Origin of the sequence: Caproicibacterium lactatifermentans (assembly GCF_013315815.1) — a bacterium.
In the GTDB taxonomy this organism is placed as follows: domain Bacteria; phylum Bacillota; class Clostridia; order Oscillospirales; family Acutalibacteraceae; genus Caproicibacterium; species Caproicibacterium lactatifermentans.
The window spans coordinates 1,724,732-1,747,689 of the sequence record NZ_CP046051.1 but is presented as its reverse complement, the minus strand read 5'-3'; the positions used below and the strand labels follow the sequence as shown (position 1 = coordinate 1,747,689).

20 protein-coding genes are annotated in these 22,958 nt (G+C 53.2%); 6 read left to right on the top strand and 14 right to left on the bottom strand.

Going from position 1 to position 22,958, the window contains the following annotated elements; genetic code table 11:
• Window positions 1-5: 5 nt before the first annotated feature.
• From hypF to GJQ69_RS08510, 9 genes are all read right to left on the bottom strand, one after another.
• Window positions 6-2,339, bottom strand: coding sequence for a carbamoyltransferase HypF (gene hypF, locus GJQ69_RS08550; RefSeq protein WP_174193504.1), 2,334 nt, complete (start codon window positions 2,337-2,339; stop codon window positions 6-8).
• Window positions 2,336-3,379, bottom strand: a complete 1,044-nt coding sequence (locus tag GJQ69_RS08545) for a nitrogenase component 1 (protein WP_086035156.1) — start codon at window positions 3,377-3,379, stop codon at window positions 2,336-2,338. The genes hypF and GJQ69_RS08545 overlap by 4 nt, the downstream gene beginning before the upstream one ends.
• Entirely contained in the window at window positions 3,376-4,671 is a 1,296-nt protein-coding gene (locus GJQ69_RS08540) for a nitrogenase component 1 (protein ID WP_236849683.1), read from the bottom strand. The genes GJQ69_RS08545 and GJQ69_RS08540 overlap by 4 nt, the downstream gene beginning before the upstream one ends.
• Entirely contained in the window at window positions 4,664-5,425 is a 762-nt protein-coding gene (locus GJQ69_RS08535) for a nucleotide-binding protein (RefSeq protein WP_086035158.1), read from the bottom strand. The genes GJQ69_RS08540 and GJQ69_RS08535 overlap by 8 nt, the downstream gene beginning before the upstream one ends.
• Window positions 5,422-6,570 carry a nitrogenase component 1 gene (locus GJQ69_RS08530; protein ID WP_236849682.1) on the bottom strand — a complete coding sequence of 383 codons (1,149 nt, stop codon included), beginning with the start codon at window positions 6,568-6,570 and terminating at the stop codon, window positions 5,422-5,424. The genes GJQ69_RS08535 and GJQ69_RS08530 overlap by 4 nt, the downstream gene beginning before the upstream one ends.
• Window positions 6,558-7,883 carry a nitrogenase component 1 gene (locus GJQ69_RS08525; protein ID WP_086035159.1) on the bottom strand — a complete coding sequence of 442 codons (1,326 nt, stop codon included), beginning with the start codon at window positions 7,881-7,883 and terminating at the stop codon, window positions 6,558-6,560. The genes GJQ69_RS08530 and GJQ69_RS08525 overlap by 13 nt, the downstream gene beginning before the upstream one ends.
• Window positions 7,877-8,641: a nitrogenase iron protein NifH gene (locus GJQ69_RS08520; protein WP_086035160.1), complete on the bottom strand. Its 765-nt coding sequence runs from the start codon at window positions 8,639-8,641 to the stop codon at window positions 7,877-7,879. Before GJQ69_RS08520 ends, GJQ69_RS08525 begins: the two co-directional genes overlap by 7 nt.
• Window positions 8,638-8,928, bottom strand: coding sequence for a TM1266 family iron-only hydrogenase system putative regulator (locus tag GJQ69_RS08515; protein ID WP_174193502.1), 291 nt, complete (start codon window positions 8,926-8,928; stop codon window positions 8,638-8,640). The genes GJQ69_RS08520 and GJQ69_RS08515 overlap by 4 nt, the downstream gene beginning before the upstream one ends.
• 300 nt (window positions 8,929-9,228) lie before the next feature.
• Window positions 9,229-10,608 carry a TrkH family potassium uptake protein gene (locus tag GJQ69_RS08510; RefSeq protein ID WP_174193500.1) on the bottom strand — a complete coding sequence of 460 codons (1,380 nt, stop codon included), beginning with the start codon at window positions 10,606-10,608 and terminating at the stop codon, window positions 9,229-9,231.
• A 330-nt stretch (window positions 10,609-10,938) separates the two neighbouring features.
• Between GJQ69_RS08510 and sufC the strand changes: the two genes are divergently transcribed.
• The 6 genes from sufC to udk all read left to right on the top strand — a co-directional run bounded on the left by sufC (window position 10,939) and on the right by udk (window position 16,619).
• Window positions 10,939-11,691: a Fe-S cluster assembly ATPase SufC gene (gene sufC, locus GJQ69_RS08505; protein WP_086035163.1), complete on the top strand. Its 753-nt coding sequence runs from the start codon at window positions 10,939-10,941 to the stop codon at window positions 11,689-11,691.
• Window positions 11,688-13,103, top strand: a complete 1,416-nt coding sequence (gene sufB, locus GJQ69_RS08500; RefSeq protein ID WP_086035164.1) for a Fe-S cluster assembly protein SufB — start codon at window positions 11,688-11,690, stop codon at window positions 13,101-13,103. The genes sufC and sufB overlap by 4 nt, the downstream gene beginning before the upstream one ends.
• A 57-nt stretch (window positions 13,104-13,160) precedes the next feature.
• Entirely contained in the window at window positions 13,161-14,195 is a 1,035-nt protein-coding gene (locus tag GJQ69_RS08495) for a SufB/SufD family protein (protein ID WP_086035165.1), read from the top strand.
• A complete protein-coding gene (locus tag GJQ69_RS08490) occupies window positions 14,188-15,408 on the top strand; it encodes an aminotransferase class V-fold PLP-dependent enzyme (protein ID WP_086035166.1) in 1,221 nt (406 codons plus the stop codon). The genes GJQ69_RS08495 and GJQ69_RS08490 overlap by 8 nt, the downstream gene beginning before the upstream one ends.
• Window positions 15,398-15,853, top strand: a complete 456-nt coding sequence (gene sufU, locus GJQ69_RS08485; RefSeq protein ID WP_086035167.1) for a Fe-S cluster assembly sulfur transfer protein SufU — start codon at window positions 15,398-15,400, stop codon at window positions 15,851-15,853. The genes GJQ69_RS08490 and sufU overlap by 11 nt, the downstream gene beginning before the upstream one ends.
• 136 nt (window positions 15,854-15,989) lie before the next feature.
• Entirely contained in the window at window positions 15,990-16,619 is a 630-nt protein-coding gene (gene udk / locus GJQ69_RS08480; protein WP_086035168.1) for a uridine kinase, read from the top strand.
• Window positions 16,620-16,799: 180 nt separating this feature from the next.
• Here udk and GJQ69_RS08475 read toward each other — a convergent pair whose 3' ends face one another.
• The 5 genes from GJQ69_RS08475 to GJQ69_RS08455 form a co-directional block, all read right to left on the bottom strand.
• Window positions 16,800-17,153 carry an inorganic diphosphatase gene (locus GJQ69_RS08475; protein ID WP_086035169.1) on the bottom strand — a complete coding sequence of 118 codons (354 nt, stop codon included), beginning with the start codon at window positions 17,151-17,153 and terminating at the stop codon, window positions 16,800-16,802.
• Between the two features lie 17 nt (window positions 17,154-17,170).
• Window positions 17,171-18,142 carry an ROK family protein gene (locus tag GJQ69_RS08470; protein WP_086035170.1) on the bottom strand — a complete coding sequence of 324 codons (972 nt, stop codon included), beginning with the start codon at window positions 18,140-18,142 and terminating at the stop codon, window positions 17,171-17,173.
• Window positions 18,143-18,161: 19 nt separating this feature from the next.
• Window positions 18,162-19,106: a type I phosphomannose isomerase catalytic subunit gene (locus GJQ69_RS08465; protein WP_086035171.1), complete on the bottom strand. Its 945-nt coding sequence runs from the start codon at window positions 19,104-19,106 to the stop codon at window positions 18,162-18,164.
• A 3-nt stretch (window positions 19,107-19,109) separates the two neighbouring features.
• Window positions 19,110-20,801 carry a phospho-sugar mutase gene (locus GJQ69_RS08460; protein WP_174193498.1) on the bottom strand — a complete coding sequence of 564 codons (1,692 nt, stop codon included), beginning with the start codon at window positions 20,799-20,801 and terminating at the stop codon, window positions 19,110-19,112.
• An 836-nt stretch (window positions 20,802-21,637) separates the two neighbouring features.
• Window positions 21,638-22,945 (bottom strand): alpha-amylase family glycosyl hydrolase, encoded by a 1,308-nt coding sequence (locus GJQ69_RS08455; protein ID WP_086036797.1) that lies wholly within the window; start codon window positions 22,943-22,945, stop codon window positions 21,638-21,640.
• Window positions 22,946-22,958 lie beyond the last annotated feature (13 nt).

The window sequence follows — 22,958 nt, the reverse complement described above, 5'->3', positions numbered from 1 at the left end:
TCCTCCTATTTATCATTTCGTTCTTTATTTAACAGATACATGGCGGCAGTCGCCTGGCCCAACGCAAGGCCGCCGTCATTTGGCGGAACCATACTGTGCAGCAAAACCCGAAACCCAGCATCGCGCAGGCGGGTGGCACAAAGACCGGTCAATAGGCGGTTTTGGAACACACCACCGCTTAGGGCACATATGGAAAGTTCCGTATCCTGCCGGATTTTTCGGCACCCTTGGCAGACCATATCTGCCAGCAGAATATGAAAAGCATACGCAAGTTTTCCAGTATCTTCCCCGGCAAGCCGCTGTTGTGTCAGCCAGCCTACCAGCCGGTCGGTACACAACACAAATCCTTTTTGCGTGCTGCGCAGCAGCGGTTCAGAATAAGAAAAGCTGTCAGCAGACAGCCGCAGATGCTGTTTTTGGTACGCTTCCGCGGAAAATTCCAGTGCGCAGGAGGCTTCTCCCTCAAAAGTGGAAGATGTGCGAATACCCAAAATGGCGCTAACCGCGTCAAACAGACGGCCCGTACTGGTGGACGGCACGCTGTTGAGGTTTTGGTCAGCCATGCGCATAACGACCTGCGCCTGCTGTGCACTGCAAAGGCCGAGTGCCTGTATGCGGCGGGGGGTATCTTCCGGGAAAAGATGGTGCAGCATGGAAACGGCAATGCGCCAGCCTTCCCGCGCGGAAGCATCGCCGCCAACCTGCAGAAAAGGCTGGATACATCCCAGCCGTGTAAATCCACCGTAAGAGGCGCGCAGAAACTCGCCGCCCCAGATGGTTCCGTCTGTCCCGTAACCGGTGCCGTCAAAGGAAACGCCGATGACTTCATCCGAGCAGTCATTTTCCGCCAGGCAGGAAACAATATGGGCAAAATGGTGCTGTACCCGCATGACCGGCAAACCCATTTCTTCTGCCATACGAACGGTATTGTACTTGGGGTGCAGGTCGCACGCGACCACCTGCGGGGAAGCCTCCAGCAGTGTTTCCATACGGGAAATAGACTCTTTTAGGGCTTCCACCGTGCGGATGTCCGCCATATCACCGACATATGCTGAGGGATAAAAGAGGCTGTTTTTCCCAATGCAGAACGTGTTTTTCAGTTCGCCGCCAATGCCGAGCACCTGCCCATGAAGCGGAGCAGAGAGCAGAAACGGCAGGGGAGCGTATCCGCGGGAACGCCGTATCATGTAGGGCTTGTCCTCCAGAAAATCCATAACGGAATCGTCCGCCCGCGTGAGAATATCGCGGTTATGGGACAGTATGACATCACAAAAGCCGGACAGTTCGGCGGCGGCGTCCGCGTCACATTTGCAGATGGGCGCTCCCGAAACATTTCCGCTGGTCATAATCAGGCTGTCCGTCATGGCAACGCCGTCCGGATAAGTAAACAGCAGCAGCTGCAGCGGTGCATAGGGGAGCATGGAGCCTATCCGGGGATTGCCCGGTGCCGTCTGCTTGGTAAGCGTGCTTTCCGGTTTTCGGTCCAGCAGGAGAATCGGTTTTTGACAGCCGTCCAAAATGTCAGCCTGCTTTGGCGAAATACAGCAGTTCTCCTTTGCCGCGGAAAGGTCACGGAACATAACGGCAAACGGCTTTGCGGGGCGGTGCTTCAGCTGCCGCAGACGGCGGACAGCCGTTTCATTTTTAGCGTCACAGCACAGGTGAAAACCGCCGATTCCCTTTACCGCCGCAATTTTTCCGTCCATAATGGCACGGCGAGTCTGTATAATGGCGTCTGCGCCGCGTTCAGGCCTGCCCATTAGGTACACCTGCGGACCGCAGTCATTGCAGCATACCGGCTGGGCATCATATCGTCTGGTTTGCGGGTGGGTGTATTCTTGCTCACATTTTTTACACATCGGGAATTTTCCCATGCTGGTGCGTTCCCGGTCGTACGGCATGATGTCCAGAATGGTCAGCCGGGGACCGCAGGCGGTGCAGTTAATAAACGGGTGTAAATAGCGGCGGTTGTGTTTGTCAAACAGTTCCTTGCTGCACGTTTTGCACACGGCAATATCCGGCGGTACAAAAATGTCGCTGGATTCTTTAGCACTGCTGATAATCTCAAAGCTGCTTTCCGGCAGTGCGGAGGAAGCGGTCACTTCTATTTTCAAAATGTCGGACCGTTCCGGTGCGTCCTGCCGCAGACAGCGCAGAAACGCCTGCAATGCTTCTTTGGTGCCATGGGCCTGTATTTCCACGAAAGAACCTTTGTTGGTGACGCTGCCGGTAATGCCCACCCGCCGCGCGGTACGGCTGACAAAGGGGCGGAACCCAACGCCTTGTACCACACCGAATACACGAATCCGCTGGGAAAGAATCTCTGCTTTTTGTTTCATGTTATCAGCCTTCCCGATACGGCAAAATGCGGCAGGTCTATCCAGCTCCCTGTGTACGCGGGCAATGCGCGCCGCAGAACACGGTCGCCGAAAATGACGTCATAGCCGCCCTGCATCACGGTTTCCTGGAACTGCTGTTCATCGGTGAAAAAGAGGTCCTGCTTTTCCCGCAGAGAATCGTCCATCATGAACCAGGAGGCAGCCGTTACATCCGCGTCTGTCGCCTTCCGGATATTGTCCCGCAAAGTGTTTGCCAGTACCTGCTGGTGGATAATCAGCACACGCTTGCCGTGCAGGGAGGAAAGGTTTTCCGGGTGTGTGCATGGCAGCGGACAGCATACTGTGTAAGGTGTACCAAATGTTTTTTGAAGGTATTGGGCGGCTTTTCGTCCGGCAGGGGAAACAACCAAGTTTCGCTCCACGGCGGAAGCATGGCATACCGCGTCAAAACCGCTGCCCATTCCGTAGCAGTGTACCTTCTGCCAGTCTTTTTGCCGGCAGGCATCCATCAGCTGCTCCGCGGCAGACAGACTGCTGAGGTCCAGCGGCGTAGCGCCCAGAACACCGAGCATGCCCTTTTCCACGGGGAAGGCGCTGACGGCAAAGGTTTGGAACAGCTGCAGCAGGGCTGCTTCCTCACCGGTGTCATACAGCCCCGTGCCGGTTGTTTCGACTGTCAAAACCGGCAGGCCGGTCTGTCTTTCTCCCATGCGTTTCAGTGCCCGAAAATCCGTACCGATAACAGCAGGAACAGGAGTGCCGATGACAGCGGCGAAATGGGCCTGCATGTCCGCGGCGACGGCGCTTAGTTTGGCAATCAGTTTGTCGTCCCGGCCAAGGATAGCGTCCATATCCCGCAGACCGGCGCTGAAAACAGCGCTTTTTTTCTGGAACCAGCGCGGTTCATCGAATCCGCAGATGTTTCCCGTGCAGCCGCCCGCGTCACAGATGACGATAAGGCCGCCAAGCTCATAGAGCGCCGCCACGGCACCAGACTGGTCCGGCGCAAACGGTGACAGCACTTTTAATAGTCCTTTCATTTGGTCCTCCCTTCCACAGCATGGGAAAGCGCCTGGAACAGGCCGCGTACCCCGGCATATCCAAAGGGCTGCACCTCACTGCACCATAGGACGTGCGGACACTCCGGGTGGTAGTAGGCGGCATCTTTGCCGATGGCAATATCCGCTTCAGCCGGTGTGGGTCGATAAAACAGCATGGTTGGTGAAAGATTGGAGTACACTTTGGTATTGGGACTGCGTTCTGCAATTTTTTGAATGAAACGAAAATTCACTTTGTTGATGGTTCCGTAAATTTCTGATACCGAAAATCCATACCGCAGAAGTGCCAGCGAAAGCTCAAACGGGTCCGCGTTTGCAATCTCCCCAACGGTGAATACCGCAGGGCCGTAGTTTTGCCGGAAGCGGTGGATTTCCGCCTGTGAGGCGTCCTTGTCCGGCCCGTCTTCCCACGGAATTTCCAGGGCCTGTGCTAGCAGATGATACTGTGTTTCAATTTTGTCCAGCTGGTACATACGGGTTAACTCAATGGAGGGAATCTGCAGGGACTGCTCCATCCATTGGGCGGCTGGCCGCGCTTCCGAATTCAGCACAAGGTTAAAGTTAGCCTGTGCCATAGACAGATACGCATCAAAACTCGGACAGCGGGAAATTTCACGGATATGATGAACACCGGCTTTCCGGAACAGGCGGTACAGTTCACAGTCATCACGAAGCGGTGCGAAAAAGCCCAAAATGTTCATGGCGTCCGCTTTTTTGGGCAGAGGTTTTAATAGGGAATACACGGATTTGCGCACAGCAGTCATGGGCGGGTGCCGGCCATCCCGGGTCAGTGCGTACATGTAACACGGCACGACCGGTACATGTGCGGCTTCCTCCGCCCTGCGGCAGACACGCTCCATATCAGTGCCGAGCAGAGCGTCTACACAGGTGATGCACAGCATGACCGCGGACGGCTTTGTGCGGCAGGACGCACATACTTCCTGCACGGCCGCCGGTATTTTAGAAAGATGCCGACCGGTAACAATATCGGCTTCGTCCAGCAGCAGGTAAAACATGCGGTCACCGCCGCTTCCCGCTGGACCAAGTGCGATGGTGTTCCGTCCGCAGCAGCCGGGCGAAACCAGCAGCATAACCGAACCGGGAATAGCCAGCCCCGCGCGCTTGACACCGAACCCCTGCGCACCCGGTGAGTTAAACGCCAGCGTGGCGGGGGAGCTGTAAATCAAATGCTTTACGGATTGAAATTCCTGCGGAAGAGCGCCGTAGCCGCCGGACACCAGCTGTGCCGCGGTACGGTAAAATGCTTCAGCCATTTGTTTCATCCTCCAACAGCCGCTGTGCCAGCGCAAAGAATTTTTGGCTGACCGGTAGTTTTGGCCCGCCTTCCACGACGGTCTTTCCCATATCCTCAAAGTGCAGAATCTCTTTGCTGCGCGGAATATCGGCCAGTATGGGCAGACCGGCATTCTGGGCGAAGGCATGGACCTTTTCTTCCTCGTTTTCTACATTTCTGCGATTCAGCAGAATGCCGCGGACTTTGGCATAGCTGCGGTCGGCAAAATTTTGTACCGCTTTGCGTATATTCTCAGCTGCGTACAGTGCCATTTTTTCGCCGGAGGTTACAATCAGCACTTCCTCCGCGTACCCCTCACGAATCGGGGCCGCAAAACCGCCGCACACTACGTCGCCGAGTACATCGTACAGGACAACGTCCGGCCGATATGTTTCAAACAGCTTTAAATCCTTCAGCAGCTGAAACGTAGTAATAATACCGCGGCCGGCACAGCCAAGCCCCGGCGTAGGACCGCCGGTTTCAATACAGAGTATGTGATTAAAGCCCTCTTTGGCGATTTCTTCAATTTGTGTTGGTTCGCGGTCGTATTCCCGCAGGTAGTCCATAACGGGCTGTACGGGTTTGCCGCCTAATAGGTTAATTGTAGAGTCCGCCTTTGGGTCACAGCCTATTTGAATCACCCGTTTCCCAAGGGAGGCAAAGGCGGAGGCGAGGTTGCTGGTCATCGTGGATTTGCCGATACCGCCTTTGCCGTATACTGCCAGTTTTATCATAATATCCTCTTTAGCTTATGGTTTATCAGGTTTGGTGTACGCCGCTGGAAGCACCTGCCGGAAAAGGCTGTGTGCGGCAGCGGATAAAATGAAACATCGGTTGGACAGATGGGGGAAAACAGCGGGTCAGCAATGATGCCCGCGGCCTGCGGAAACAGACGAATCAGGTCATCCTCCTCCGGTGCGGTTTGGTCACCCTGTTTCAGCAGCTCCGGATCGGTTTCCAGTGTACACAGAACGTGCGCCGGTCTGCCGGTTTCCAGCTCTATGGCACAGGCCAAAGAACCTGCCGAAACGCTTTCTCCCACGACTGCCAGTCCCGCCGCATGGCCGCTGCGGTGTGTGCAGGCAGTACAGCAGCGGCCGCTTTGCGCAGCGGCTTTCAGTTCCGCCGCAAGCGCCGCGGCATACGCTTCGCCAAACGGAACGCCGACGACATAGGGTGTTCCGAAACGCCGGCGCAGAACTTTGGCGGCAGCAAGCCCACTGAAAGACACCACCAGATTGACGCTGGCACTGCCGGCCTGCGCGATTTCTTCTAATGTACTGCCCATGGCAAAGCAGGACACCAGCCGGAAGCCGTTTTGGCGCAGCCATTGTTTCATGGAGGGCACACTGCCATTTACGGAAAAGTCAAGCGGTGTTGCACCAAGGAGATTTACGGACAGGTCCGCGGACTTTTCCACGTCTGCCAGGCAGACGGTTTCCGCCAAAACACGAAACGCGTCGGAAGCGCCGACCAGATAAGAGTGCATGCCGTCCGCTCGAAAGCTGAAACAGGGAATACCGGTCCGCTTTTGCAGAAGAGAAGCAATGGCGGGAAAGTCGGTGCCGGTCATCGCAGGAATCGGTGAACTGCACAAGGCGATGAACGCGGGGTGCAACTTTGCGGAGGTTTCCGCAATATCGGTTATCAGTTTTTCGTCGTCGCCTAAGATAGCGTCCATTTCGGTCAGCCCGGAAATATAAATCATGCTCGGCATATCGTACCACCGGGGTTCGTCATGTGTTGTGTAGGTAGAGTTGCAGCCGGAGGCGTCGTGAATGACGGTCATGCCGCCCAGTTCGTACAGGGCAGAGCAGATACCGGCGTTATCAGCCGCATAAATAGGAATCATTCCCGCAGTGTGTTTCATAGACAGCATGCACACCCCAATCCTTTTTTCTGTATTACGGTACGCGTATCTTTTTTGTGGTGGTAAGCGTCCAGCATTTGTTCCGCCAGACGGGCAATGCCATCAAAGCCATACATTCCGCCGCCGGAAACGATATTTACAAAATGTGCGGTCCCGCTGAAATAGGCGGCTTTCTGTCCAATGGCCAGAATCTCGGCATTTGTTCTCGGCTGGTAAAACCGCAGCGAGGGGTGTATGGTCGCACAAATGCGCAGGGTAGGAGCGTGCTGCTGCAGCCAGTGAAAATCGGTTCCTTCTTCGTCGGAGAAACTGTCCGCATAAACCGCCGATACACAAAAGCCATGTTCCAAAAGCATACGGACAAGGCTTAACGGGCGTGGAACGGCTGTGTAATCAATGGTTACCGGCATATTGCCGATTTCACGGCGGACTTTATCCAGTGCGTCTTCGGTCTTTTGCATGATATTGGAGAAATCGGGCAGAGAAAGGCCAAGTGTGTCGGCAAGGACTTTGTAGTTTTGCAGCAGGTCTTCCCGCCGGTAGCACAGCGGCAGGTAAAGGTGCTTTTGTCCAAGGCGCTGCTGCAGGGCATCACCTGCCGCCGCAGCGGTGGGCAGGTAGGTAATATTCCATGCGCTCTCTGCCATTTGCTGATATTCGTCATAGGTTTTACATTGGGTGATATCCCGTACCCGGAATCCGGACTGCCGAAGAATCTGCAGCAGTTCACTGGACGCGTCCGTTGGCCGGTCATTGCCGATAAGGTTGACGTTTTTGAGGTCCCGTGCAGCGGGCCGCAGCAGGCTGTACAGCTGGCGGCGCATCAGCTGATCGGGTGTCAGCCCGCTTTTGCGCATGGTTGGATTCATGTAGCAGTCAGCAAAATCCACATCGGGAAAGCGGCTGCGCAGTGTGCGGAGAACCAGCGGAAAATCACACCCTACAAACTGCTGAATGCAGCTGATAAATAAGAGAACCGCCGGCGGAAGCGGGTGCAGCTTTTGCAGAATGTTCGCAACGCCGTCAATCATCAGCTGCTCCATATTGCCGCCGATAATGTCCTCTTCACACAAGGATACCCATGACATGCGGTCCATGGCGTTCATTTCCGCCGCGGTCAGAATAACGCCGCGCAGGCAGCCCTGCGCACATACAAAGATTTGATGGGCCTGCGGCAGCAGCATACCGGTGTGTACAATATTCCATGGGCCGCGTGCCGGCGGATTGTATTCCAGACCGGATGCAAACGGGGTGGGAAACTGCGCACTGCCAATCTGCATTTCGGTACAGTCGGCGGGGGCGGGGGACAAAGGTTTCAGCATAATGTTCCCCCGCAGGTGTGCAGAATGGTTTCTGTCAGTACACGGTACTGCTGTGCCATTTCGCTGTTTGGAAAAGCTTCCAGCACGGTTTTGTTCAGCGGTTCTGCCGCCTGCACGGTTTCGCTCCAGTCGAGGCTTCCCAAAAGGCCAGTGTGCAGGTCTTCGGCAAGCTCTCGGACTTTTTGGTCCTCGTCCCTGACGTTTCGACGGTTTAAAATCAGCCCACCCAGCTCGGCGTAGTTTCTGCCGTGAAAGTGCTCCACGGCCATGCCAATGTTTGCCGCTGCGTGCAGGGACATATTTTCACCGGAAGTGAGGATCAGTACTTTATCCGCATAGCCGCTGCGCATAGGCATGGTAAAGCCGCCGCAGACCACGTCACCCAGCACGTCATACAGGACGACGTCCGGTTTGTAGGTTTCGTAGGCACCTTTTTGATTCAGCTTTTCCAGTGCAGCGATAATGCCGCGGCCGGCACAGCCCTGCCCGGGCAGGGGGCCGCCCGCTTCCACACAGATAACGCCGTCGTAGCCTTCACAGACCATTGCATGCAGCGGAAAGTCATTGCCGTACTTCCGAATCAGGCTTAAAACAGTGGGGATTTTCGTGCCGCCGTGCAGGCTGGCGGTGGAATCCGCTTTGGGGTCACAGCCAATCTGCATGACGCACAGCCCTTTTTCTGCCATAGCGGCTGATAGGTTGGAAACCGTTGTGGATTTCCCAATGCCGCCCTTTCCATACACTGCCAGTTTTATCATTTTGCCGCAGTCCCCTCTTTATGACTTGGTTCCGATTTTGTGATCACATTGGAGTAAAGCGTTTTGGCACTTACGCCCGGCAGCCTTCCGATTTTTCCGGAAAGAGCGCTGATGATATCCTGCGGTGCGTCAATCACTACGCTGATGATATTCACATGCTTTTCGTGGTAAGGCAGGCCCATTCGCCCAATGATGTATGGACTGCACCCGTGCAGCAGGCTGTTAAAACGGCTGATGCTTTCCTCGTTTTCAATTATAACGGCGATAACAGCAACTCTGGTTTCCATAAGTCCTCCTTGTTATTATCCAAGAAAAAAAGACTGCGCCTTGTAAAAAGACGCAGCCAGACCATACCGGTTAAAAAGCAGAGCAGTTCCGTCCCTGCTTTGACTCGTCTTTCACCTCAAAATTATTTCGGCGTCAGAACATTTTTGGTCGTTATTTAAAAAGTTCAAAGAATAATTTTATTATACTATGCCCACAGCAGTAAATCAATCTTTTATCCTGTTTCCTTTTGAACCGGAAAACGCAAAAAGCTGCCTCAGCAATCAAGCAGGGGCAGCCTTTTGAATCGGATGACTATCGGTTTAGCCGACGATGATTTTTCCTTCCGGAAGGACACTGTCTGTGTGAATATGTCCGTGTTTAATGGATACAGCCAGGCCCAGTGATACCGGTCCTACGCGGCCGATATACATGGTCAATATAATGGCAATGCGGGAAATCGGCGAGAGCCGCGGCGTTACGCCGGCTGTCAGGCCAACGGTGCCAAACGCACTGGTGGCTTCATACAGGGCATCTACACCGTTGACATTTGGTGTAGTAGAAGTAATAATGCCGGTTACAATAAGGACGACCAGCATGCCGACACCGCAGATGGCTAATGCACGGTAAACGGTGAATTTGTCGATACGGCGATGGTGGAAAATGGCCTCCGGCTGCCCGCGGAGAACCGAGTGCACACAGCACAGCAGCACCAGCATGGTGGTTGTCTTAATGCCGCCGCCGGTAGAGCCCGGCGCCGCACCGATAAACATAAGCAGCACGGTGAAGATTTTAGTAAAGTCGTATTCTTTCGATAGGTCAACAGACGCAAAGCCGGCGGTACGCGGTGAAACAGACTGCAAAAGTGCTGCGTTCAGTTTGGCGCCAAAGTTCGGCAGGCTGGCGAGCGTGTTTTTATACTCCAGTACCATAAAGACAATAGTCCCCAGTATAATAAGGAGGATTGCCATAGATAGGACAATGCGGGAATGAAAGCCAAGGCTGTGACGGTGCTGACCGTGCAGGGTGGGCTGCAGTTTAGAGTGGCAAATATCCGCAATCACCACAAAGCCAAGACCACCGACTATAATCAGCATGTCGATTGTCAGACAGACAAGCGGGTCTGCCGCATAGGGAATCAGATTGCCATTTTCCATAACACTGCCCAAAATATCGAAGCCTGCGTTGCAGTAGGCGGAAACCGCAAGAAATACAGAAACCCAAATACCGTGTGCGCCCATCTGCGGCAGAAAACGAATCATTAGGATAAGGGCGCCAATGCCTTCACAGGAGAAGGTGAACTTCAAAATCATACGGACCAGGCTGCCGATGTCTCCGCTGTCGCCGTTGGTGTTCTCTACCGCCAGCTCCATGTTGCGCAGGCCAAGCTTTTTACGCATCAGCAGGGTAAAACCGGTGGTGAATGTCACCAGCCCTAAACCGCCGACTTGAATCAGCATCAAGATAAAGACCTGCCCGAGGGTGGTCCAGTGACGGTAAGTATCAAACAGCGTCAGGCCAGTTACACAGGTTGCCGAACCAGCGGTAAACAGGGCGTCCAGGTAAGAAGTGCTTTTTCCCGGGCGGGTGCAGGCCGGCAGGCACAGTAGCAAAGAACCGGTCAGGATAATAATTGCAAAACTGACGACAATGATACGTCCCGGTGGTTCCTTATGTAACCACATTTTTAAATTTGCCAGCATGACATAACGTACCTCCAGACTCCACTATAAATATGCTAATCACCACATTTTAGCACAAACATTGTCTTTCGTACAGTCCATTTCTTGCTTTTCTGCAAAAGCCTTTGGAGGGGTTTAGGGGAGTAGCGCGGCGAAGAGAAAAAATGCCGGAACGGCAGCCGAAACCGTTCCTCCTGTTCTGCAACAAAAGATTTTGACAAATAGGAGAAAAAGTCTTGATTTTTTAAGGAAAACGGGTACAATATATTATACACTAATTTAGTACATATTAAGTTATTAGATATGATGATTATCTTGCATTTTTGCAAAACATGAGGGGTGTTCAGGAACATGGCACAGAAATTACTGGAAGTATACGACCTGCACGCAAGTGTGGATGGAAAAAATATATTGAACGGGCTCAATCTTTCTGTTGCTCCCGGCGAAACACACGTTATTATGGGGCCAAACGGTGCCGGCAAGTCGACTTTGGGCAATGTGATTCTTGGCAACCCGGAATATCATGTGGATTCCGGTTCGATTACCTTTAATGGGGCGGACATTACACATGAGCCGACCGATGCGCGTGCCCGCCGCGGTATTTTCCTTTCTTTTCAGAGTCCGGAAGAAGTTCCCGGCGTTACTCTGGAAGATTTTTTGCGTGTCAGCAAGTCGGCCGTTACCGGAAAACCGCTGAAAGTATTTGCTTTTCAGAAAGAACTGAAAAAGACCATGGAGGCGCTGAACATGGACGCTTCCTATGCACGCCGCGACCTAAATGTGGGCTTTTCCGGCGGCGAAAAGAAGAAAGCTGAAATTTTGCAGATGCTGATGCTGCAGCCGAAGCTGGCCATTTTGGACGAAACGGATTCCGGCCTGGATGTGGACGCCGTCCGCATTGTTTCGGAGGGTATCCGCCGCTATAAGAATAAAGACAACGCGTTGCTTATCATTACGCATAATGCCAAGATTTTGGAGAACCTGACCGTTGACTATGCCCATGTGCTGGTTGACGGACGCATTGTCCGCACCGGTGGTTCGGAACTGGTGGACGAGATTGAGAATGAGGGCTTTCGCCATATGGAAGAAGGTGTCGCCGAATGAGCAGTCCGGTCAAAAAGACACAGGTGCAGGAGGTAGACCGCAGCCTGTACGATTTTAAAGATGCAGTCCATCCGTCCTATGAGGCGGATGCCGGCCTGACACCCGAGATTGTGGAACAAATCAGCCGTGAAAAGGGCGACCCCGACTGGATGCGGGACTTCCGCCTAAAATCACTGGGAATTTATAATCAGATGTCCGTGCCGGACTGGGGACCGCCTATTGACGGATTGGACATGAAAAACATTGTCACTTATGTGCGCCCCGATACCCCTATGCGCGGCAAATGGAGCGAAGTGCCGAAAGACATTAAAAATACGTTTGAGCGTCTGGGTATTCCGGAAGCAGAACGCAAGTCGCTGGCTGGTGTCGGTGCACAGTACGATTCCGAAGTGGTTTACCACAATGTCCGCAAAGAAGTTGCCGCGCAGGGCGTTGTTTACACCGATATGGAAAGTGCCCTGAAGGGCGAGTATGCGGATATGGTGCGGGAGCACTTTATGAAGCTTGTTCCGCCAACCGACCACAAGTTTGCAGCCCTGCACGGTGCCGTTTGGTCCGGCGGTTCCTTTGTTTATGTACCGCCGAAGGTTTCAGTTGAAATTCCGCTGCAGTCCTACTTCCGGCTGAACGCACCAGGCGCGGGCCAGTTTGAGCATACACTGATTATTGTGGATAAGGGCGCTTATCTGCACTTTATCGAAGGCTGCTCCGCACCGAAGTACAACGTGGCAAACCTGCACGCCGGCTGTGTGGAACTGTATGTCGCCGAGGGCGCACGCCTGCGTTACTCCACGATTGAAAACTGGTCTAAAAATATGTACAACCTCAACACCAAGCGTGCGCTGGTCGAAAAGGGCGGCACCATGGAGTGGGTTTCCGGTTCCTTTGGCTCCCACACTTCCTACCTGTACCCCATGACCGTCTTAAAGGGTGAAAATTCTCGCATGGAGTTTACGGGCATCACCTTTGCCGGCAAGGGCCAGCAGCTGGATACCGGCGCAAAGGTCGTTCATGCCGCACCGCACACCAGTTCTCATATTACGACCAAGTCCATTTCCAAGGACGGTGGCGAGTGCACTTACCGCAGCGCCGTTACCATTCAGAAAAACGCAGTGAGCAGTAAATCCTCCGTTTCCTGCGAGTCCCTTATGCTGGACAGCCGTTCCCGCTCCGATACCATTCCGGCTATGGATATACAAAATGATGACTCCGATGTGGGGCATGAGGCAAAAATCGGCCGCATCAGCGACGACGCGGTGTTTTACCTGATGAGCCGCGGCATCAGCGAGGAAGACGCACGCTCCATGATTGTCAGCGGCTTTGCGGAACCAATTGCAAAGGAACTGCCGGTGGAGTACGCGGTGGAAATGAACAACCTTATCAAGCTGGAAATGGATGGCAGCATCGGCTGAAAACGCACGTGAATTTTCTGGCTGAACTGCGGTACAGCGGAACTTTGGAGGAACACAATGGAACAGCAGCTTAATCATATCAATACACTTCCGGCGCTGACATGGAACTGGCTGAAGGTCAACCGCTCTGCCTTTCTGGCACAGCGTCCGGAAAAAGCCGCTCCGGCTGAAATGCCGCCGGCGTTTGCAGAAATAGAAACCGGTATGGGAAAAGAAGCAGCAGACTTTGCCGCGCAGTACTGCACGGATTATCACACCGTGGATGTACCGGAAAATGCAGAAGAAAAAGATGCCGAGACTTTTCAGTATGTACTGTCTGCTGAAAAGCCGGTGGTTGATGTTAACTTGATTCATGCCCGCAAGGGCAGCCGAGTAACCGTGCTGGAGTCCTATACAGCGGGCGATAACACAGCCTGTTTTCACGGTGGCCTGACGAAGATTTTGGCCGATGAGGGTGCCGAAGTGCGCCTGGTGCAGGTGCAGCTTTTAAGCGACACCAGCCGCCACTTTAATGATGTAGGTATACGGCTGGGGGACAACGCCCATGTAGAAGTGATACAGGCTGAGCTGGGCGGTGCGCGCGCTTTCTCCGGCTGCCTGGCACTGCTGCAGGGCTACCGCAGCAACTTTAATGCGAACACCGTCTATTTCGGCGATGAAAAGCGCAAGCTTGATTTCAACTACATTGCCCGTCACACCGGCCGCAAAACGACCAGTGAAATGCATGCGGCAGGTGCTCTGCTGGGGCAGAGTGACAAAATTTACCGCGGCACCATTGACTTTATCCACGGTGCTTCCGGTTCTGTCGGCCACGAGGCCGAAGAAACACTGCTCTTCAGCCCACAGGCACGCAACCGCACAGTGCCGCTGATTCTGTGCAGTGAGGAAGATGTGGATGGCCAGCACGCCGCAACCATTGGCCGCATCAATGCGGCACGGCTTTTTTACCTCAAATCCCGCGGCCTGACAGAGGCACAAGCCAAACAGCTGATTATAGAAGCACAGTTTGCGCCAGTTATCAGCAAGGTGCCGGACGCGGCTCTACAGGAAGCGGTAAGGGAATACTTGGGAAGGAGAATGCAACTTGACTGACGAAATCATTGCACAGTTCCCACTTCTGCAGAAACAGCAGGACGGCAAACGGATGGTCTATTTGGATAGCGGCGCAACTTCCCAGCGTCCGCAGGCCGTGCTGGATGCGGTCAGTCGCTTTTACAAGGAAGACAACGCCAATCCCCACCGCGGCGTTTATGCACTGGGGGAACGGGCCACTGCGGCATACGAATCCGCTCGTGACACCGTAGCGGAATTTCTGCATGCCAAGCGGGAAGAAGTCATTTTCACCCGCAACGCGACAGAAGCGCTGAACCTGGTCGCATACAGCTGGGGTCTGCATAACCTGAAAGCAGGGGACCGCGTAGTTGTCTCCATCCTGGAACACCACAGCAACTTAATTCCGTGGCAGCAGGTCTGCCGCGCGACCGGTGCTGAGCTGACTTTCCTGTATACTGACCAGCGGGGCGTTATTTCAGATGAAGAAATCGAAAAAAAAATCACCAAAGGTGTAAAATTAGTGGCCATTACACACGTTTCCAACGTGCTGGGGCTGGTTTCACCGGTACAGAAAGTGGTTGACCGGGCACACGCAGTGAATGCTGTCTGTGTACTGGACGCTGCACAGAGTGCGCCGCATCTGCAGCTGGACGTCACAAAGCTGGGTGTTGATTTTCTGGCTTTTTCCGGTCATAAGCTGTATGCCCCGCTTGGAATCGGCGTACTGTGGGGACGGAAAGAACTGCTGGACGATATGCCGCCGTTCTTAACCGGCGGCGACATGATTGAGTCTGTGCGGGAACAGGACGCCACATGGGCCGAACTGCCGCAGAAGTTTGAAGCCGGTACCCAAAATGCCGGCGGCGCGGTCGGTTTGGCGGCGGCCATTCACTGGATGCAGGGTGTTGGCTATGACACCATTGCACGTAGGGAAAACGACGTGTATCAGTATGCATGGCAGGTACTGTCCCAGCTGCCGCACGTTACATTGTACGGCACAGCACAGGGGCAGCACTGCGGAGCTATCTCCTTTAATGTGGAGGATGTCCATCCACATGATGTTGCGACAATTCTGGACGCGGACGCGGTTTGTGTGCGCGCGGGACATCACTGCGCACAGCCGCTGCTGCATCATTTGGGGCTGAATTCCTGCTGCCGGGCAAGCTTCGCCGTATACAACACCCGTGAGGATGTGGACGCACTGGCAGCAAGTTTACAAAAAGTGAGGAAATGGTTAGGCTATGGGTCTTGAACAAATTTATACACAGATTATAACAGAGAACAGCCGCTCCACCGAGCATAAGTATCAGGTGCAGGGCCCTACCCAGGTTGTAGAGGGTGTGAACCCTTCCTGCGGGGACGACATAACCCTGCAGCTGCGGGTGAAGGACGGCGTCATTGAGGATGCAGCGTTTTTGGGTGACGGCTGTGCTATTTCACAGGCTTCCGCGTCCATTATGATTGACCTTATCAAAGGGAAAACGCTGGAAGAGGCACAGCATTTATCCGAAGTATTCCTCGGTATGATTAAAGGAACCGTGAAAGATGAAGACCAGCTGGACCAGCTGGAAGATGCACAGGCCTTTAAGGATATTTCTCATATGCCAGCACGCGTAAAGTGCGCGGTGCTGGGCTGGCACACGCTTCAGGACGCTGTTGCCAAGGCAGATAAATCCACAAAAGCTGCTGCCAAATAAATTTTTTATAAAAACAGCAAAAAGCACGGCTGCTTTTTGCTACCACCGGTGCGGGGAAGTTCCCTGTGCCGGCTTTTGTTTGTCTTTAAAATATGCTATACTTTTTTATATTGCAGAAATAGGTAGGAGGAAAAACATGAAACAAACCCCGTATGTGCTCGGCGTAGCGGGAGGGACAGGCTCTGGAAAGACAACATTGGCCAATCATCTGTTGGAGGCATTCCCGGAAGAGGCACTGATTCTCTCGTATGACTATTATTATCTTCCGCACGATGAGATGCCGTTGGAAGAGCGCAAAAAACTGAACTATGACCACCCAAATGCATTTGAAACGGACCTGATGATTCGTGATGTGCAGAAGTTGCGTGCGTACTGTCCTATTGACCGGCCGGTTTACTCGTTTGTTACGCATACCCGGCTGCCGCAAACCGTGCACGTGGAGCCAAAGCCGCTGATTATCCTGGAGGGCATTTTGCTGTTTGAAAACCAGGCACTGCTGGACCTGATGGACATGAAAGTGTATGTGGACACCGACGCGGACATTCGGCTGATTCGCCGATTGGAGCGTGACGTGAAAGAGCGCGGCCGCAGCCTTGATTCCGTTATCAGTCAGTATATAAATACAGTCAAGCCTATGCATGAGCAGTTTGTAGAGCCCAGCAAGAAAAAGGCAGACATTATTATTCCAGACGGCGGAGAAAATCAGGTGGCCCTGCAGATGCTGACCGACCGGCTGGAAGCCGAACTGCACCGCTCCGCCGTGTAAAAAATAATCCGCACACCTCCAGTGACTGGCCCGTCACACCGCGGGTTCTATACTGGACACCCAAATTTTTGTATAAACGTTATCATACGCCGCTGATGATTACCGAAAACGGTGCAAACCTTAACAAACAGCGGCCCTGCTTTCCAAACCGGAGAGTAGGGCCGCTGTTTGTTATTGGTTTTATACCGTTCGGCGCACAAGAATGGCTTTCATGTTGGAAGACTGATTTTGTGCGTTGACAATCAGTGATTTTTCTGCTTCTGTGCAGCCAATCAAAATTTTTATTTCCGAGTCGCGCTTCAGAAGGTCAATGGTACACAAGATAGCGTCTGCCTGGCGGTGCAGTTCGCTGCCGATCCAGACATCGATGCCGCTGCCATCCATGGAAGCAGTGCCCTTTAAATAGCCATAGTCGGCGGGATAAACAAAGTCGGGCCAATGCGGGTGAACACTGCCTTTTGGCCGGTCAACTACAATTTCTGATTCTGCCAGCAGCGTGTTCACCGCATTCCAAAAGTCAGCATCTGTTTTCATACGTTCCATTCCTTCTCTTAAAGATTTGCCGCGCCGATGATGCCGGCGTCATTTCCAAGTGCGGCGGTGCGAATCTGCGGCAGGAAAGACGCTGCCCCGCCAAAGGCGTTCTGCCGAACCAGCTTTTCCAGCGGGTCCGTCAGATAGGCGCCTTCTTTGCTGATGCCGCCCGACAGCAGAACCATTTCCGGCCGGAAAATGTTGACGGCATTTGTAATGCCCGCAGCCAAATAGGCAATATACTGTTTTACCACACGCTGTCCAGCAGCATCCCCGCTGCGGGCGGCAGTGAACGGAATGCGCCCGTCCATGCGGGAAAGGTCACCTTCGCACAGCTTTGCCAGCAGGGAATTCGGCTGGGTTTCCGCCGCTTTTTTCGCCTGCCGAATCAGTGCGGTCGCAGAAGCGTAGCTTTCCAGGCAGCCGCGCCGTCCGCAGGTGCAGCGCTCTCCGTCCATGACCAGCAGGGTGTGGCCGAATTCGGCACCGCCGGGGCCGCTGCCTTCAAACAGCCTGCCGTCCAAAACAATGCCGCTGCCGACACCGGTGCCAAGGGTTAAGAGAACAACATTTTTACAGTTCTTTGCCGCGCCGGCACGCACTTCCCCCAGCGTGGCACAGTTGGCATCGTTGCTGATGTGTACTGGAAGGGAAAAAGCTTTCTGCAAGGCTTGCGCGAGGGGAACATCTTTCCAGTGCAGATTGTTGGAGTAGACGACTGTACCGCTTTGGGCATCTATCGTTCCCGGACAGCCGACACCCAAGGAAAGACATTCTTTTTCGGTGTGCCCCGCGTCCTGCAGGGCCAGCTGTGCTGCTTTGACAATGTCCTGCGCAACAGTCTGCCAGGGACGGCCGGCATCGGTTGGCACGGCGGCGCGGCCGATGATTTCATTTTCCTGATTTACGGTGCCAGCTTTAATACTGGTGCCGCCGATATCGATACCCAGCCGGCGGCTGGCAGCCGGTGATGTAGAGTGATTGGACATTTTGCAGCCTCCCTGTTTGTTATTCTGTGGCCGGAGGTACGGTGGTGCGGATGATTTCACAGTGGCCGGTTACGCTGTACACGCCGCTGTCTGCGGGCAGGAACAGGCTGTCACCCTGCTGGAAGGTGACAGTTTCGTTTCCGCAGGTCACACTGCCTTCTCCTTTTGTTACCAGCAGGGAGTGGAACGTACTGCCGTCCGTGCGGGCTGTTAGGGTGGAACCGTTTAGTTTCAGCAGGTCCGTTACAAAGGAGTCACAGCAGCCGAGATGACCGCCAAAGTCATAGTCTGTACGTGGTGGCGTCAGCCGGGTGACATCCAGTGCCTTTTGAACGTGCAGCTGACGCGGCTTGCCGTCGGTGCCCAGACGGTTGTAGTCGAACACGCGGTAAGTTATGTTGGAATTCTGCTGGATTTCAGCAATGACAATGCCCTTGCCAATGGCGTGAATGGTGCCGGACTCAATGAAGAACACGCTGCCTGGCTTTACCGACGCGGCGTTCAATACTTCGGTCAGTGTACCGTTTTGGATACGGGTGCGGAATTCCTCTTTGGTGATTTCCTTCTGGAAACCGTAGTACAAAAATGCGCCGGGATCGCAGTCCACAACATACCACATCTCAGTTTTGCCAAACTGTCCCTCGTTTTTCAGCGCGTAGGCGTTGTCGGGGTGAACCTGAATCGACAGGTCCCGCTTGGCATCAATCAGCTTAATCAGAACTGGAAAGTCACGGAAGCGGGCACAGTTGATACCGGCAGCGGCAGGCACAGCCTGCAAATATTCCGGCAGCGTTTTTCCCGCATACGGCCCATCTGCAACGGTGCTGGGGCCGTCCGGATGGCAGGAAAGTTCCCACGTTTCAGCCAAAATGTCTCCATCAAAATGCTTATGGTAGTCAGCTTTCAGCTTTTGGCCGCCCCACAGGTAAGATTTACAGGCAGGGTTCAGTTTTATAATAGACACTTCTTATGCCTTCTCTTTTCCAAAGTTTTCAATTATCTGGGACATGGCTTTGCGGTAGGATTTACAGGAAGCGTCTGCGGCCTGCATGGTCGGTGCCACAGCGGCACAGTACAGTTTCAGCTTGGGTTCCGTGCCGGAGGGGCGCACTGTCAGGCAGGTGCCATCGTCCAGCACATACTGCAGTACATCGCTGCTGGGCAGGTTCGGGAACTGCGCCGGTTTTCCAGGCGCCTGCAGGTAATCTTTAACCAGTGCGACCGCATGGCCGCACAGTTCTTTTGGCGGATTTTTCCGCAGATAAGTCATAAAGTCCTGCATGATATGGAAGCCGGTTTCTCCCTCAAACGCGAAGGAGTCCAAACTGTTCTTATAGCAGCCGTAGGTTTGATACAGTGCGTTCATGGCATCCAGCAGGGACATTCCTTTTGCCTTGTAGTCCGCGGCCATATCGCACAGCAGCAGGCAGGCATTTACCGCATCTTTGTCCCGCACGTGGGTACCGGAAAGATAGCCGTAGCTTTCCTCAAAGCCAAAGATGTAGCGGTCCGCTTCACCGGCTTTTTCAAGAAAACCAATCTGTTCGCCGATATATTTGAATCCGGTCAGAACATCACGCAGCTCTACGCCGTAATGCTCCGCAACTTTCGTGGCCATTTCCGTGGTGACGATGGTTTTGACAGCAACCGGATTTTTTGGCATTTGGTTGAGTGCCAAACGGCGGCGGCACACATAATCCAGCAGGAGGACACCCACTTCATTGCCGGATAAAAGCTGGCAGGTATCTCCATGACGCACCGCAATGCCCATTCGGTCGCAGTCGGGGTCCGTTGCCAGTAGCAGGTCAGCTTTTTGTGTGCAGCACAGTTTGATGCCCTCCGCCATTGCCTCGGGAATTTCCGGATTCGGGTACGGACAGGTGGGGAAGTTGCCGTCCGGTTTTTCCTGTGCGGGTACGACGGTAATGTCCTGATAGCCGGCACGCTTCAATACAGTGGTAACCGGAACCAGACCAGTGCCGTTCAGCGGAGAGTAGATGAGTTTCAGCGGCGCCGGTACACGGCTTTCCAGCCGCTGTGCCAGCACTGCCTGATAAAAGTCCTCAAAAACACTCTGAGGGACTTCCTGTACAGTTGTGCTGCTGCCGTTCGGCAGTGCATCAAAGTAACCGATGGACTGAATGCAGGCGGTGATTTCTTCGGCCGCACGGGTGGTAATCTGGCAGCCGTCCGGGCCGTATACTTTATAGCCGTTGTATTTGGCGGGATTGTGGCTCGCGGTAATCATGATACCAGCGGAACAGTACAGCCGGCGTACCGCGAAGGACAGCGCCGGCGTCGGCATTAGCTGCGGGTACAGGTAAACTTTCACACCGCAGGCGGCAAAGGTGCGTGCGGCCTCTTCGGCAAAGCGGCGGGACTTAATACGGCTGTCATAGGAAATGGCGGCACTTGGTTTTTCCTGTGTCTGCAGCCATTTGGCAATGCCGCGAGTGGCACGGCGCACAGTATAGATGTTCATTCGGTTGGTGCCAGCGCCAATCACGCCGCGCAAACCGCCGGTGCCAAAGGCGAGGTCACGGTAAAAGCGGTCCTCTATTTCGTCGGGCTTTGTTTTCACGGCGGCCAGTTCTGCCGGAATGTCCGGGTCCTCAGCGGCTTTTTCTGCCCACTGCCGGTACTTGTCCTGAATATCCAAAGTAATCCCTCCATTTAGCCAAAATAATAGATATTTACTTAATGTATGGTGACGATGTTGGAAAAGGCTGTCAATCACACAATCTTGATAATTATATCATTTTGTTGGTCGGTTCGCAATTTTGGCGTGCAGATGAAAATTCAGCTGGATGAACACGTATGAACGTGCTTAAATAATAGAAAAGTTACTTTACCGGACTAACCTTTAAGAAGAGGAATTCGTGCGTATGCCGATTTATCATTTTTCATCATTTGTCCATAGGAAACACTGAAACGTCTTGGCTGCAGATTAGACGGCTGCCAGTGGCCGCTGTTTGTGCGGGAAATTGTGTGTATCTATGTGGAAAAAGAAAAAAGTCCTGATAACGCAGTTTGGTACATATCATATCTCTTATCCGTTGGCAAAAGGTGTACAAAAGATGCATACTAAAAGTGCAAATTTATGGAAAAACCTTATCGTTAATTGCTGCTTTTTCATCACTTATCGATTTACCCTTGAAAGCGGTATCATTATCCATTACACTAGTATTTGTTATTCCATCTCAGTTGTTTGTTTACAAAAAGCTGTATAGAACTCCTATAGACAAATTAGGGGCTGTACGGTGTTGACGCCGGGAAATATGATAAGGTCATCTACTGGTTTCAAATGGATTGTGCAGTCAAAAATATAAAAGATTACCCGTCTTTTTCTTCCTTTCTTTTTACATTGCGTGCAGTATTTTGCAGATAGCCCCTGCAGGATATGTCAATCGCATGTATGCACAGTCGCTGATTTTCACTTGGCCCGGCAAATATAAAAGAGGGACAGCTGTCCGTACCAGCTGTCCCTCTTTTATATTAGAAAATCTGCCACAGTGCAGCAAAGTAGGGCGGAAGGTCTGTGCCGCCCCCAAAGTCATGCACGCTTCCGGTAATCAAATCACGCGCACGGCCTGCACCAGCATCAAAGTCAACATGTACAGGCGTGTCGCCGGCATTGACGGCGACCAGTACGCGGTCCGTTTCTGTTTTGCGTTCAAAAATGCAGTATTGGTTCTGCAGCACCAAACTGCGGAAGCTGCCATAGCGGAGAGCGTCACTTTCACGATGTGCGTGGGCGCAGGCGGCAATCCAATTGGTCAGCTCGTTTTCCTGCGGGGAGTCAAAGCAGACACGCAGGGCGGGGTCACCGTCCTCTTTGCGTCCCTTGGCACCCCACTCACTGCCATAATAAATGCACGGAATACCCGGCATACCGAACAGGACAGCATAAATAAGCGGCAAATGTTTTGGATTGGTTAGAATAGATGCAATCCGTGTTACATCGTGGTTATCAACAAAGGAAAGCGGGTGGGTGCCGCGGTAAAGTGCCCAGTCTTCCGGACCAAACTGCCGTAACAGAGAGTGAACAATTTCAAACAGATTGAGACTGTTGAAACTGGAGTACAGACCCTTGTAGCATTCATAATTTGTCACGCTGTGGCACATTTGCTCGTTCATTGTCTGGCGGTAGTTGCCGCCCAAAACTTCTCCCAACAGGAAAAAGTCCGGTTTACAGCCGAAAGTAAAGCTGTGCAGCTGCTTTAAAAAGTCACGGTCCAGCAGATAGGCTACATCCAGACGCAGGCCATCAATGTCGAACGCGTCTATCCATTCCCGCGCACACGAAAGCAGATACTGCACGACCGCCGGATTCTGCAGGTTCAGCTTTACCAATTCATAGTGGCCTTCCCAGCCCTCGTACCATAGTCCATCATTATAGCCGTTGTTTCCGCCAAACTGAATATAGAACCAGTCCCTATAAGCGGAGCATTCCCGATTTTGCAGGACATCCTGAAAGGCCCAGAAACCACGGCCCACATGATTGAAGACACCATCAAGAACCACGCGGATGCCGGCCTTGTGCAGTGCCGTGCAGACTGCAGCAAAGTCCTCATTTGTGCCGAGCCGGCAGTCAATCTTGCGGTAGTCGCGTGTATCGTAGCCGTGTGCATCACTGTCAAAGACCGGGCCAAAATAAACCGCATTGCACCCGAGCTTTTGGATATGAGGAATCCAGTTGAGAACTTTCCGGATACGAGGCTTTGTAATGCCGTCGTTTTTCAGAGGAGCGCCGCAGAAACCCAGCGGATAGATTTGGTAAAAAACAGAGTCGTATGCCCACATAGAAATTCCCTCC

What these genes read in the sequence shown, in the direction of transcription:
- GJQ69_RS08455 (WP_086036797.1), bottom strand. Translation starts at nt 22,945, where the DNA reads ATGTGGGCATACGACTCTGTTTTTTACCAAATCTATCCGCTGGGTTTC.
- GJQ69_RS08515 (WP_174193502.1), bottom strand. Translation starts at nt 8,928, where the DNA reads ATGGAAACCAGAGTTGCTGTTATCGCCGTTATAATTGAAAACGAGGAA.
- hypF (WP_174193504.1), bottom strand. Translation starts at nt 2,339, where the DNA reads ATGAAACAAAAAGCAGAGATTCTTTCCCAGCGGATTCGTGTATTCGGT.
- GJQ69_RS08475 (WP_086035169.1), bottom strand. Translation starts at nt 17,153, where the DNA reads ATGAAAACAGATGCTGACTTTTGGAATGCGGTGAACACGCTGCTGGCA.
- GJQ69_RS08525 (WP_086035159.1), bottom strand. Translation starts at nt 7,883, where the DNA reads ATGCTGAAACCTTTGTCCCCCGCCCCCGCCGACTGTACCGAAATGCAG.
- sufC (WP_086035163.1), top strand. Translation starts at nt 10,939, where the DNA reads ATGGCACAGAAATTACTGGAAGTATACGACCTGCACGCAAGTGTGGAT.
- GJQ69_RS08530 (WP_236849682.1), bottom strand. Translation starts at nt 6,570, where the DNA reads ATGCTGTCTATGAAACACACTGCGGGAATGATTCCTATTTATGCGGCT.
- GJQ69_RS08495 (WP_086035165.1), top strand. Translation starts at nt 13,161, where the DNA reads ATGGAACAGCAGCTTAATCATATCAATACACTTCCGGCGCTGACATGG.
- GJQ69_RS08470 (WP_086035170.1), bottom strand. Translation starts at nt 18,142, where the DNA reads ATGTCCAATCACTCTACATCACCGGCTGCCAGCCGCCGGCTGGGTATC.
- GJQ69_RS08520 (WP_086035160.1), bottom strand. Translation starts at nt 8,641, where the DNA reads ATGATAAAACTGGCAGTGTATGGAAAGGGCGGCATTGGGAAATCCACA.
- sufB (WP_086035164.1), top strand. Translation starts at nt 11,688, where the DNA reads ATGAGCAGTCCGGTCAAAAAGACACAGGTGCAGGAGGTAGACCGCAGC.
- sufU (WP_086035167.1), top strand. Translation starts at nt 15,398, where the DNA reads ATGGGTCTTGAACAAATTTATACACAGATTATAACAGAGAACAGCCGC.
- GJQ69_RS08540 (WP_236849683.1), bottom strand. Translation starts at nt 4,671, where the DNA reads ATGGCTGAAGCATTTTACCGTACCGCGGCACAGCTGGTGTCCGGCGGC.
- GJQ69_RS08535 (WP_086035158.1), bottom strand. Translation starts at nt 5,425, where the DNA reads ATGATAAAACTGGCAGTATACGGCAAAGGCGGTATCGGCAAATCCACG.
- udk (WP_086035168.1), top strand. Translation starts at nt 15,990, where the DNA reads ATGAAACAAACCCCGTATGTGCTCGGCGTAGCGGGAGGGACAGGCTCT.
- GJQ69_RS08545 (WP_086035156.1), bottom strand. Translation starts at nt 3,379, where the DNA reads ATGAAAGGACTATTAAAAGTGCTGTCACCGTTTGCGCCGGACCAGTCT.
- GJQ69_RS08510 (WP_174193500.1), bottom strand. Translation starts at nt 10,608, where the DNA reads ATGCTGGCAAATTTAAAAATGTGGTTACATAAGGAACCACCGGGACGT.